The sequence below is a fragment of the Agrobacterium sp. BT-220-3 genome, from assembly GCF_025910175.1.
GTDB classification, from domain to species: Bacteria; Pseudomonadota; Alphaproteobacteria; order Rhizobiales; family Rhizobiaceae; genus Agrobacterium; species Agrobacterium oryzihabitans.
The window spans coordinates 107,206-119,817 of sequence record NZ_JAPAIX010000003.1 but is presented as its reverse complement, the minus strand read 5'-3'; the positions used below and the strand labels follow the sequence as shown (position 1 = coordinate 119,817).

The following is a 12,612-nucleotide window of genomic DNA, read 5'->3' as shown; positions in this document are numbered from 1 at the left end:
CCATGGTAAGCCGAGTTGATCGCGGTCCGGTCGCGGAATGGTTCTGGACCATCGACCGTTTCTTTCTGGCGGCGTTCATCGCATTGATGGGCATCGGACTGATGCTGTCCTTTGCGGCGTCACCGGCGGTTGCCGAGCGTATCGGTCTCAACAGCTTCTTCTTCGTCGAGCGTCAGGCGATGTTCATGGTGCCGTCGCTGGCGATCATGGTCGGCCTGTCCTTCCTGTCGCCGCGTCAGGTGCGGCGCGTGGCGGTCATCATGCTGATTGCTTCGCTGCTGATGATGATCTTCGCGCTATTCTTCGGCATCGAGGTCAAGGGTGCGCGGCGCTGGATTTCCATCGGGACCTTTTCCATCCAGCCATCGGAATTCATGAAGCCGGCCTTCGTGATCGTCTGCGCATGGCTTTTCGCCGAACGGGCGCGTCATCCTGAAATTCCCGGCAATCTCTTCGCCATCATCACCTTCGGTATCGTGGCCGCACTGCTCATCGCCCAGCCGGACTTTGGTCAGACGATCCTCACCTCCGTGGTCTGGGGCGGCATGTTCTTCATGGCCGGCGTGCCGTGGTTCTGGATCATCATGCTCGGCGGTCTCGGCGTCGGCGGCATCATCTCCGCCTATCTGCTGCTGCCGCACGTTGCCGGGCGTATCGACCGTTTCTGGACGGGCGAAGGCGATACGTTCCAGGTGGATACGGCGCGCGAGGCGATCATTCGCGGCGACTGGTTTGGTCGGGGACCGGGCGAGGGTATCGTCAAGCGTATCATTCCCGACAGCCATACCGACTTCATCTTCTCGGTGGCGGCGGAAGAATTCGGCATCGTCTTCTGCATGTTCCTGGTGGCGATCTTCGCCTTCATCGTGCTGCGCGGCCTTTCGCACGCCTTCAAGGAAAAGGACGACTTCTGCCGCTTTGCCGTGGCCGGCCTCGTTTTGCAGATCGGCATGCAGTCGATGATCAATATCGGCGTCAATCTGGAACTGATGCCCGCCAAGGGTATGACGCTGCCGCTGATTTCCTATGGCGGTTCGTCGATGATGGCGATCTGCGTGACCGCCGGCTTCCTTTTGGCGCTGACACGCCACAGACCCGAAAAGCGGGCGCAGGAGCGGAGTTTCTTCCGCGTCGGTTCCGGCGTTCCCGCGGAGTAAAGTATCATGAGCAAGGGTATTGTTCTTCTTGCCGCCGGGGGAACCGGCGGCCATGTCTTTCCAGCCGAGGCCCTGGCGCATACGCTGAAGGAGCGCGGTTATCAGGTGCATCTCGTCACCGACAGCCGCGCCGAGCGTTATGCCGGCAAGTTCCCGGCGGATGAAATTCATGTGGTGCCGTCTGCCACGATCGGTTCGAAGAACCCGATTTCCGTGGCGCGTTCGCTGTGGAAACTATGGACAGGGCTGCGTTCAGCCCGCCGGCTGGTCACGAAGCTGAAGCCGGTTGCGGTTGTCGGCTTCGGTGGTTATCCCACCGTGCCGCCGCTTCTGGCATCGACCGGGCTTGGCGTGCCGTCGATCATTCACGAGCAGAATGCGGTTATGGGCCGCGCCAACAAGGCGCTGGCCGGCCGGGTGAAAGCAATCGCCGGCGGTTTCCTGCCGCCCGCCAACGGCCAATATTCCGACAAGACGGTGGCCACCGGCAATCCCGTTCGCCCGGCGGTGCTGGCTGCGTCGGAGATACCCTATACGCCCTCGCAGACGGATGAACCGTTCCAGCTCGTCGTTTTCGGCGGCAGCCAGGGCGCGCAATTCTTTTCCAGCGCCGTGCCGGCAGCGATCTGCCTGTTGAAGAACGAGCAACGCAAGCGCATCGTCGTCACTCAGCAGGCTCGCCCCGAAGACAAGGACAGCGTGATCGCCTCCTATCAGAAGCTCGGCGTGAAAGCGGATGTTTCGCCCTTCTTCGGCGATATGGCCTCACGTATTGGCGAGGCCGATCTGGTCATCAGCCGTTCCGGCGCTTCGACGGTGTCGGAACTGTCAGTGATCGGCCGTCCGTCGATCCTTGTGCCCTATCCGCATGCGCTCGATCACGATCAGGCCGCCAATGCCGCAGCGCTTTCAGCAGCGGGCGGCGCAAGCGTCATCAAGCAGGCCGAACTATCGCCGCAGAAGCTTTCCAGCCTTCTGTCCTCGGCGCTTTCCGAGCCTGACCGTTTGAGCGCGACGGCGGCAGCGGCAAAGGCCACCGGCAAACCGCATGCGGCGGATGTGCTGGCCGATCTGGTAGAAGCGATTGCTTCCGGCCAGTCCGTACAGGAATTCAAGAAGAAGAATGAAGGAGTTGGGGCATGAAGATGCCGAAAGCCATAGGCCTTGTCCATTTCATCGGCATAGGCGGGATCGGCATGAGCGGCATTGCCGAAGTGCTTCACAATCTCGGCCATCGCGTTCAGGGGTCGGATCAGGCCGATAGCGCCAATGTGCAGCGCCTGCGCGAAAAGGGTATCGAGGTTTTTGTCGGCCATACGGCGGATAATATCGGTGATGCCGAGGTCGTGGTGGTTTCCACCGCCATCAAGAAGAGCAATCCGGAACTCATCGCCGCGCGGGAAAAACACCTGCCGATCGTTCGCCGTGCCGAAATGCTGGCCGAGCTGATGCGTTTCCGCAATGCCATCGCCATCGGCGGCACCCACGGCAAGACCACGACCACCTCCATGGTCGCGACGCTGCTGGAAGCCGGCAATCTTGACCCGACCGTCATCAATGGCGGCATCATCAACGCCTACGGCACCAATGCCCGGATGGGCGAGGGCGAGTGGATGGTGGTCGAGGCCGATGAATCCGACGGCACCTTCCTGAAGCTGCCGGCCGATGTGGCCGTCATCACCAATATCGATCCCGAGCATCTGGACCATTACGGCAATTTCGATGCCGTGCGCGCCGCTTTCCGCCAGTTTGTCGAGAATGTGCCGTTCTACGGTTTTGGCGTCATGTGCCTCGACCACCCGGAAGTGCAGGCACTGGTCGGCCGGATCGAGGACCGCAAGGTCATCACCTATGGCGAGAACCCCCAGGCCGACGTGCGTTTTTCGAATGTGCGCATCGACGGCACGCGGTCGATCTTCGACGTGGAGATCCGCCGCCGCCGCACCGGCAAGATATTCTCCTTCAAGGACCTCGTCCTGCCGATGCCCGGCCGCCACAATGTGTCGAATGCGACGGCCGCGATTGCGGTCGCCAATCGTCTCGGCATTTCGGAAGCCGACATCAAGAAGGGGCTTGCCTCCTTTGCCGGCGTCAAGCGCCGCTTCACGCTGACGGGCGAAGCCAACGGCGTACAGGTCTTCGATGATTACGGCCACCATCCGGTCGAGATCAAGGCCGTGCTGGCGGCGGCGCGCGAAGCCTGCAAGGGCCGCATCGTCGCCGTGCACCAGCCGCACCGCTACAGCCGGCTTTCCAGCCTGTTTGATGATTTCGCGCATTGTTTTAACGATGCCGACACGATTATCCTTGCTCCCGTCTATGCTGCGGGCGAAGATCCGATCGAAGGCGCGAGTTCGGAAGCGCTGGTTTCGGCCATCAAGGCCGCCGGCCACCGCGACGCCCGTTTTCTCGAAAAACGGGAAGATCTCGCCTCGGTGGTTGCAGGCATTGCGAATCCGGGTGATTTCGTGGTTCTCTTGGGGGCTGGGAATATCACGCAATGGGCGGCAGCGCTGCCTTCGGAATTGAAGAGCATATCAGGAAAGTCTGAATGAGACAGGTCGATGGGGTTAAATTGCTGGGGAGGCTCGGCGACGGGGTAAATGAATTGCGGGGACGTCTGACACCGGATGCGCCCATGGACCGCGTGACGTGGTTCAGAGCCGGCGGTCTTGCGGAGGTGATGTTCCAGCCGCACGATGCCGACGATCTGATTACCTTCCTGAAAATTCTGCCGGAAGACGTGCCGTTGACCGTGGTCGGCGTCGGCTCGAACCTTCTGGTGCGCGATGGCGGCATTCCCGGCGTCGTCGTTCGCCTCTCCGCCAAGGGTTTTGGCCAGGTGGAGCTTGCCGGTGAGAACCGCATCAAGGCGGGCGCGATCTGCCCGGACAAGCATATTGCGGCCATGGCCATGGATAATGGCATCGGCGGCTTCCATTTCTATTACGGCATTCCCGGCTCCATCGGCGGTGCGCTGCGCATGAATGCGGGCGCCAATGGTGGCGAGACGCGCGAGCGTGTCGTGGAGGTCTATGCGGTCGACCGTCAGGGCAACCAGCATGTGCTTTCCAATGCCGACATGGGTTACAGCTATCGCCATTCCGGCGCGGATGCGGGCCTGATTTTCACCGGCGCGCTGTTTGAGGGTTATCCCGAAGACCGTGCGAAGATCCGCGCGGATATGGATGCCGTGCGCCATCACCGCGAAACCGTTCAGCCGATCCGTGAACAGACCGGCGGATCGACCTTCAAGAACCCCGAAGGTCATTCCGCCTGGGAATTGATCGACGAGGCCGGTGGCCGTGGTCTGGTCATTGGCGGCGCGCAAATGTCGTCGCTGCACTGCAATTTCATGATCAATACCGGCCATGCGACCGGTTATGATCTGGAATATCTTGGTGAGACCATCCGCAAGCGGGTGTTCGAGAAGTCGGGCATCCGGCTGGAGTGGGAAATCAAGCGGCTGGGGCTTTTCATGCCGGGCCGTGAGGTGGAGCCGTTTCTAGGGAGCTGATGTTTGCTTTTCCGGCCGGGTGTTTATCGTAACGCCCGGTCAACACTTATGTTTTATTGTCAGGCGACAAGAATAGCTGGGTTCATTCTCCAGATTTTTTGGTATTTTAGGCGATTTTAACTCACGCGACATCCAAACCCGTTGGGGGTTAAGTTGGGTCTCTGGCATAAACTGATCCAAAGCATAAGTTTTTCGGTTGCGACGCCTGAAGGCCGCCAGCGGCTGGAACCGCTCGACTTTGCGCTGCGTGTCGCCGTTCTGGTTACCGCTATTGCTGTCATCATCGATATGGCGGGGCTGTTCATTCTGTCGAAGTTCGGGCTGGTGACCGATCTTGTGAACGGGCTGATGCTCGGCGTGACCCTGACGGTGACGACCGCATTTTCGATAACCTTGCTGGTCTGCTGGCTCAATGCCCGTGAGGTGAAGCTCCTTGCCCAGTCGCATGAGCGGTTTCTGCATCTCAGCCACACCGACGCCCTGACCGGTCTCAACAACAGGCTGGGACTTTACGCCAATTGCGTCAATCTCGATACGCAATACTGCGTCGCGTTCTTCGATATCGACCATTTCAAGTCGGTGAATGACAGGTACGGTCATCTGGCCGGCGACATGGTTATTTCCAGTGTCGCCACCATCATACGCGATAGCTTCGACGAAACCGCGCATGTCGCGCGGTTGGGTGGTGAAGAATTTGTCGTGGTGCAGGCGCTTGCTCCGCAGTACTTTCTGGAAGAGTGCGAAAGGGTACGTGCAAGGATTGCTGCCTCGGCTGTGGATTTCCAGGGCATGCGGATCAATACCACGGTCTCGATTGGAGTGGCTTTCCGGGAAAACTGGGAGATTTTCGAGAGGGTATTGCACAATGCCGATACGGCGCTTTACGAAGCGAAACGAACAGGGCGCAATCGCGTCTGTCTTGCGGGCCATAAAGTCAGCCGCCAGACCGTTGCCTAGGTTTTGATATCGAAATGCAAAAGGCCCGCGAAACAGGTGTTTCGCGGGCCTTTTGCTGTCGAGATTTTATTTGGTTCAGACTTCGTCCTTGCGGGAAAGCAGGATGCACGCCAGCGTGATGATGGCGGAGACGCAGAGGTAATAACCAACATATCCCATGCCGTAATTCACCTGCAGCCATGTGGCGATGTAGGGCGCCAGCGATGCGCCGAAGATGCCGGCCATGTTGAAGGTGATGGACGAGCCGGTGTAACGCACGCGGGTCGGGAAGGGCGCGGCGAGCGCCGTTCCGATCAGACCGTAGGTCATGCCCATCAGCGTCATGGCAAGGGCCGCGAAGATGAAGATCGAGCCCTCGCCGCCAGTCATCAGGCTGGGCAGCAGGAAGGAGAACAGGCCGATCAGCACCGTCGTCAGGATCAGGATCTCACGACGGCCGAATTTCTCGGCGAGCTTGCCGGCGATCGGGATGAAGATACCGAAGACGATGGAGCCGAGGATCTGCACTTCCAGTGCGTCGAGGAACGGAATTTTCAGAACCTTGACGTTGTAGGAAAGCAGATAGGCAGTGCCGATATAGAACAGAACGAAGGTGGCCAGCGCCACGAAAGTGCCGAGCACGAGGCTGCGCTTGTGGTTGCGGAACAGTTCCGCGACCGGCACGGCCACACGCTCTTCCTTTTCGATAGCCTTCTGGAAGTCGGGCGTTTCGGTGATCGACAGGCGAACCCACATACCGACTGCGATCAGGATGATCGAGGCGACGAAGGGAATGCGCCAGCCCCAGCTCAAAAGGGCTTCCTGCGACATGAAGTGCAGGAGGATCCAGAAGACGCCCGAGGAGAGGAACAGGCCGACAGGTGCGCCGAGCTGCGGGAACATGCCGTACCAGCTGCGTTTGCCGGGAGGAGCGTTTTCCGTAGCGAGAAGAACTGCACCGCCCCATTCGCCGCCAAGGCCGAAGCCCTGACCGAAGCGGCAAAGCGCCAGGAACAGCGGCGCCAGAACGCCTGCCGTCTCGTAGGTCGGCAGAAGGCCGATCACGACCGTCGACACGCCCATCGTCAGAAGGGCTGCGACAAGCGTGGTCTTGCGGCCGACACGGTCGCCATAATGGCCAAAGACGACCGCGCCGAGCGGACGGGCAAAAAAGGCGATGGAGAAGGTGGCGAAGGAGGCCAGAAGCGCCGTCATCGGATCGTTGTTCGGGAAGAACAATGCCGGGAACACGAGCACTGCGGCCGTGGCATAAACGTAGAAATCGAAAAACTCGATGGTCGTGCCGACCAGGCTGGCAGTGAGAACTCGTGCAGGCGAATTTGTCTTTACAACGTTCGAATTGCCAGCTGTCGACGATACCGAAGATATCGCGTCAGTCATGGTTTGGTTCCATTTCAGAGGAGTGGAATGTAGTGCCTTGGGAGGCGATGACTGCGTTAACGCAATTTTTGTTCCTATGGAATGCTAAAAAAGAAATATTGCAAATAATGTGATCTATGAATGCGACAGTTGCTGTTGTGCCTTCCTGAAGCGCGATCCGGCGATTGAGAGACTGATTCAGGCCATCGTTTTAAAACGCTGAAACGGCAGATTATTTTCGCTGGGGAAAAGCGCCTCCCGTTAACGTTTCGGTCTTGCCTTCATCGGGTAAAAGCGGGCGCAGTGCTGCCATTTTATTTCCGATCATTGAAAAGCTGCATGTTGCAATCCGTGCAACTCTCTGATTCCAAGGAGGGAATCCGGATCGATGCTGATTCTTTAACGGAACTCGGCATGTTGGGCGCGGCGGTTAACGAAAGTAAACGATTCATTAACCTTAATGGCGTTTAACTGATCTCAAGGATCATGTGCCAGAATCACCGTTCGTAAATTCGGTCGGTCTGGGCGTGGTTTGTAACGGAGAGTTGGTGTCAGAGGTATCGATGAGCGGCAAGCACGTAGCTGTTCTTATGGGTGGGTTTTCTTCGGAGCGGCCGGTTAGTCTGTCGTCGGGGAACGCTTGCGCGCTCGCCCTTGAGGGTGAGGGGTACAAGGTTACCCGTGTCGACGTGGGCCGCGATGTCGCCGCCGTGCTCGATGAATTGCGTCCCGACGTCGCCTTCAATGCCCTGCATGGGCCTTTCGGTGAAGATGGCACCATTCAGGGCATTCTCGAATATCTTGCCATTCCCTATACCCATTCCGGCGTGCTTGCTTCGGCGCTCGCCATGGACAAGGCGCAGGCGAAGAAAGTGGCCGCGGCTGCCGGTGTTCCGGTTGCCGTCGAGCGCGTCATGAACCGTTTCGATTTCACCAGCGAGCATCCGCTTTCGCCTCCCTATGTGGTGAAGCCGGTGCGCGAAGGTTCGAGTTTCGGTGTTGTCATCGTCAAGGAAGACCAGTCGCATCCGCCGCAGATTCTTACCTCGTCGGAATGGCGTTACGGCGATCAGGTGATGGTCGAGCGCTATATTCATGGCCGCGAACTGACCTGCGGTGTGCTTGACGGCGAGGCGCTTGGCGTCACGGAAGTGGTGCCGCTCGGTCACAATTTCTATGATTATGACGCTAAATACGCTGCCGGTGGCTCAAAGCATGTCATTCCGGCAGAAATTTCACCGAAAATTTACCAAAAAATTCAAACACTGGCGGTTATGGCACATCAGGCGATCGGGTGCCGTGGCGTAAGCCGTTCAGACTTTCGTTACGACGACCGCTTCTCAGAAGATGGCGAAGTTATCTGGCTTGAAGTGAATACGCAGCCGGGCATGACGCCGACCTCCCTGGTGCCGGAAATGGCGGCACATGCTGGCCGCTCCTTTGGTAACCTTGTCAGCTGGATGGTGGAGGACGCTTCGTGTTTGCGGTGATCGGCAAAAAGTCGACGGCAAAAAAGCGCGAGCAATATGCGGCGGCGGCCAATGCCGACGATCGCAGGGTGCTGCCGCGTCCGATGCGTCGCGTCGTGCGCTTCTGCGTCAGCCTGGCGACCGGGCGCATTCACATTCCGGCCCATACCGGCACCATTTCTGCCGTCGCCTTCTACGCGGTGACCGGGCTTTACGGCATGTCGCTCGGTGGACACACCAATATCGTTACCCAGACCACAACATCGGCCGCTGGTTTTGCCGTTGAAGACGTCAAGGTTTCCGGCAATTTGCAGACTTCCGAAATCGAAGTCTTCCAGCTTCTCGGCCTCGACGGCAGCACCTCGCTGATTGCGCTCGATATCGATGCGGCGCGTCGCAAGCTCGTCCAGCTTCCCTGGGTGGAAGATGTCGATATCCGCAAGGTGTACCCCAAGACCGTGGAAGTCCGGCTGAAGGAGCGTGAGGCCTTCGGTATCTGGCAGCACGGTTCGGAACTTTCGCTGATCGAAAAAAGCGGCAGCGTGATTGCGCCGCTACGCGACAATAAATTCGCCGCCCTGCCGCTTTTCGTCGGACGTGATGCGGAAACGGGCGCTGCCGGCTTTGTTCAGCAGCTGGCCGACTGGCCGGAAATCCGCACCCGTGTCCGCGCCTATGTGCGCATTGCCGGGCGCCGCTGGGATCTGCATCTCGATAACGGCATCGTCGTCAAGCTGCCGGAAGAAAACCTGCCGCAGGCGCTGCAATTGCTGGCGCGGCTCGATCTCGAGGAAAAAGTCCTGTCCCGTGATGTCGCCGCCGTCGATCTGCGGCTGGCGGATCGCACGACGATCCAGTTGACCGAAGGCGCGACAGCCCGTCGCCAGACCGCGGTAGATGCACGCACGAAGGCACTCAAGAAAGCGGAGAAGAACACATGAGCTTTTTTGGTTCTTCCCATTTCGGCCTGCCTCGTCTGAAGCCGCTTTCCTCCAAGCGCAGCCATATCGTTTCGGTGCTGGACATCGGTTCGACCAAGGTCGTCTGCATGATCGGACGGCTGACGCCGCGCCAGGAAAGCGAAATCTTGCCCGGCCGCACCCACAAGGTCGAAATCATCGGTATTGGCCACCAGCGTTCGCGCGGCGTGAAATCCGGTGTGATCGCCGATCTGGACGCGCTGGAAGGCGTTATCCGTCTTTCGGTCGATGCGGCCGAACGCATGGCGGGGCTTACCGTCGACAGCCTGATCGTCAATGTTTCGGCAGGAAGACTGGCGAGCGACATCTATACTGCGAGCATCGATCTCGGCGGCCAGGAAGTGGAAGCAAGCGATCTGCGCAAGGTTCTGGTGGCGGCAAGCCAGCAGTCCATGCGTCAGGATCGGGCGATCCTGCATTCGCTGCCGACGGGCTATTCGCTGGATGGCGAGCGCGGTATCCGCGATCCGCTGTCGATGTATGGCGACCTTCTCGGCGTCGACATGCATGTCGTGACGGTCGAGCGCACGGCGCTGAAGAACCTCGAACTTTGCGTTAACCGCGCGCATCTTTCGGTCGAAGGCATGGTGGCGACGCCTTATGCCAGCGGTCTTGCGGCGCTGGTGGATGACGAGGTCGAACTTGGCTGTGCGGCCATCGACATGGGCGGCGGCACCACGACGATTTCGGTTTTCGCCGAAGGCCGTCTCATTCACACCGACGCGATCGGCCTTGGCGGCCATCACGTTACGACAGATCTTGCACGTGGCCTCTCGACACGAATCGAAGATGCGGAGAGACTGAAGGTGGTGCATGGTTCGGCTTTGCTGAATGGCGCGGATGAGCGCGACATGATTTCGATCCCGCCGATTGGCGAAGATGATCGCGATCAACCATCGCAAGTTTCAAGAGCACTTGTAACCCGCATCGTGCGGGCGCGTATCGAAGAGACGCTGGAATTGATCCGTGATCGTATCCAGAAGTCCGGCTTCAGCCCCATCGTCGGCAAGCGTGTTGTCCTGACCGGCGGCGCAAGCCAGCTGACGGGGCTGCCGGAAACGGCACGGCGCATTCTTGCCCGCAACGTTCGTATCGGCCGCCCCATGGGGGTTGCGGGTCTTCCGGTTGCGGCGAAGGGACCGGCGTTTTCAACCGCCTGCGGACTGATGATCTATCCGCAGGTGGCGGATATCGAAATTCATGCGGCGCAAGGCGGAATGTTCTCGCCGTTTGGTACGGGTAGCGGCCGGATAGCCCGGGTAGGGCAATGGCTGAAAGAGAGTTTTTGAGTGGCCTTGTGGCGTAAGCCGGAGGTTTCAGAGTTGAGTTTTCAAGAATCGGCCAGCGGGGCGATGCGGCCAGAGAAAGAAGGAATGGTAAAATGACGATACAGCTGCAAAAGCCTGATATCACCGAGTTGAAGCCACGCATCACCGTTTTCGGTGTCGGCGGTGGCGGTGGTAACGCTGTCAACAACATGATCACGGCCGGCCTCCAGGGCGTCGATTTCGTCGTCGCCAACACGGATGCGCAGGCACTGACCATGACGAAGGCAGACCGGGTCATCCAGCTCGGCGTCAACGTCACCGAGGGTCTCGGTGCCGGTTCCCAGCCGGAAGTCGGCCGCGCCGCCGCTGAAGAATGCATCGATGAGATCATCGATCACCTGAACGGTACTCACATGTGCTTCGTCACCGCCGGCATGGGCGGCGGCACCGGCACGGGTGCAGCACCCGTTGTCGCGCAGGCGGCCCGCAACAAGGGCATCCTGACGGTCGGCGTCGTCACCAAGCCTTTCCACTTCGAAGGCGGCCGCCGCATGCGTCTTGCCGAACAGGGCATCGAGGAACTGCAGAAGTCCGTCGATACGCTGATCGTCATTCCGAACCAGAACCTCTTCCGCATTGCCAATGACAAGACGACCTTTGCCGACGCCTTCGCCATGGCTGACCAGGTTCTCTATTCCGGCGTTGCCTGCATTACCGATCTGATGGTGAAGGAAGGTCTCATCAACCTCGACTTCGCCGACGTTCGCTCGGTCATGCGTGAAATGGGCCGTGCAATGATGGGTACCGGCGAAGCTTCCGGTCCGGGCCGTGCGATGCAGGCTGCGGAAGCGGCCATCGCCAACCCGCTGCTCGACGAAACCTCGATGAAGGGTGCACAGGGCCTGCTGATCTCCATCACCGGCGGTCGCGACCTTACCCTGTTCGAAGTCGACGAGGCTGCAACCCGTATCCGCGAAGAAGTCGATCCGGATGCGAACATCATCCTCGGCGCAACCTTCGACGAGGCTCTGGAAGGTCTCATCCGCGTCTCCGTCGTTGCCACCGGCATCGACCGCGTTGCGGGTATCGGCGAACAGAACGTTGCCGAAATGCGCGCTGCTGCCGCCAAGCCGCTTATCCGTCCTTCCGCGGCCGTTGCTTCGGCTCCGGCCGCAGTTCAGCCTGCCCAGACAGCATCGCAGGCACCCAAGACCGTAGACCAGATCGCCCAGACCATCCGTTCGGCGGAAGCCGAAATGGAACGTGAACTCGGTTTCGCGGCACACCAGCAGCCGGCTCAGGATTTCCGTCCGCAGAGCAAGCTGTTCGCATCGTCCCCGGCTGAAGCACCGGTTCTCCGTCCGGCCCAGCCGGTTCAGCAGGCCGCTCCGGCTCCGGTTGCTCAGGCACCGGTCTACCATGCCCCGGAACAGGTTGCCGCTCCGGCTCCGCGCCTGCAGCAGCCGCAGGCTCCTGTCTACCAGGAACCCGCCCCGGTTGCCCGCCAGCCCGAGCCTGTGCGCATGCCGAAGGTCGAAGACTTCCCGCCGGTCGTCAAGGCCGAGCTGGACCACCGCACCCACGCCGCTCCTGCTGCCCAGGAAGAGCGTGGCCCGATGGGTCTTCTGAAGCGCATCACCAACTCGCTTGGTCGCCGCGAAGAGGAAGAAGTTCCCTCCGACATGATGGATGCGCCGAGCATGGCACCGCAGCAGCGCCGCGCCCCGCTTTCGCCGGAAGCCAGCCTCTACGCACCGCGTCGTGGCCAGCTTGACGATCACGGTCGTGCGACGCCTTCTTCGGCCAGCCACCACGACGACGACCAGCTGGAAATCCCGGCCTTCCTGCGCCGCCAGTCCAACTAAGAGCGATTCCACACGCCTCCTGAAACGCCCGGATCACACG

10 protein-coding genes are annotated in these 12,612 nt (G+C 59.9%); 9 read left to right on the top strand and 1 reads right to left on the bottom strand.

Annotated elements, in window-relative coordinates; genetic code table 11:
• The first annotated feature begins 2 nt into the window (after positions 1-2).
• The 5 genes from ftsW (at position 3) to OK142_RS10945 (ending at position 5,631) form a co-directional block, all read left to right on the top strand.
• Entirely contained in the window at positions 3-1,157 is a 1,155-nt protein-coding gene (gene ftsW / locus OK142_RS10965) for a putative lipid II flippase FtsW (protein ID WP_003494886.1), read from the top strand.
• Positions 1,158-1,163: 6 nt separating this feature from the next.
• Positions 1,164-2,300, top strand: a complete 1,137-nt coding sequence (gene murG / locus OK142_RS10960; protein ID WP_035220466.1) for an undecaprenyldiphospho-muramoylpentapeptide beta-N-acetylglucosaminyltransferase — start codon at positions 1,164-1,166, stop codon at positions 2,298-2,300.
• Positions 2,297-3,712, top strand: coding sequence for a UDP-N-acetylmuramate--L-alanine ligase (gene murC, locus OK142_RS10955; protein ID WP_498682719.1), 1,416 nt, complete (start codon positions 2,297-2,299; stop codon positions 3,710-3,712). The genes murG and murC overlap by 4 nt, the downstream gene beginning before the upstream one ends.
• On the top strand, positions 3,709-4,674 hold the full coding sequence (gene murB / locus OK142_RS10950) for a UDP-N-acetylmuramate dehydrogenase (RefSeq protein ID WP_035242231.1): 966 nt from the start codon (positions 3,709-3,711) through the stop codon (positions 4,672-4,674). Before murC ends, murB begins: the two co-directional genes overlap by 4 nt.
• A 153-nt stretch (positions 4,675-4,827) precedes the next feature.
• The gene (locus tag OK142_RS10945) at positions 4,828-5,631 is read left to right on the top strand and encodes a GGDEF domain-containing protein (RefSeq protein ID WP_082182646.1); all 804 of its coding nucleotides are present in this window, start codon (positions 4,828-4,830) and stop codon (positions 5,629-5,631) included.
• 75 nt (positions 5,632-5,706) lie between these two features.
• Here OK142_RS10945 and OK142_RS10940 read toward each other — a convergent pair whose 3' ends face one another.
• Positions 5,707-7,011 (bottom strand): MFS transporter, encoded by a 1,305-nt coding sequence (locus OK142_RS10940; RefSeq protein WP_498682717.1) that lies wholly within the window; start codon positions 7,009-7,011, stop codon positions 5,707-5,709.
• Positions 7,012-7,553: 542 nt separating this feature from the next.
• Between OK142_RS10940 and OK142_RS10935 the strand changes: the two genes are divergently transcribed.
• The 4 genes from OK142_RS10935 (at position 7,554) to ftsZ (ending at position 12,572) form a co-directional block, all read left to right on the top strand.
• Positions 7,554-8,480 (top strand): D-alanine--D-alanine ligase, encoded by a 927-nt coding sequence (locus OK142_RS10935; RefSeq protein WP_035242234.1) that lies wholly within the window; start codon positions 7,554-7,556, stop codon positions 8,478-8,480.
• Positions 8,468-9,400, top strand: a complete 933-nt coding sequence (locus tag OK142_RS10930; RefSeq protein ID WP_164056496.1) for a cell division protein FtsQ/DivIB — start codon at positions 8,468-8,470, stop codon at positions 9,398-9,400. The genes OK142_RS10935 and OK142_RS10930 overlap by 13 nt, the downstream gene beginning before the upstream one ends.
• Entirely contained in the window at positions 9,397-10,728 is a 1,332-nt protein-coding gene (ftsA, locus tag OK142_RS10925; RefSeq protein ID WP_003513208.1) for a cell division protein FtsA, read from the top strand. The genes OK142_RS10930 and ftsA overlap by 4 nt, the downstream gene beginning before the upstream one ends.
• 92 nt (positions 10,729-10,820) lie before the next feature.
• On the top strand, positions 10,821-12,572 hold the full coding sequence (ftsZ, locus tag OK142_RS10920; RefSeq protein WP_082182642.1) for a cell division protein FtsZ: 1,752 nt from the start codon (positions 10,821-10,823) through the stop codon (positions 12,570-12,572).
• Positions 12,573-12,612 lie beyond the last annotated feature (40 nt).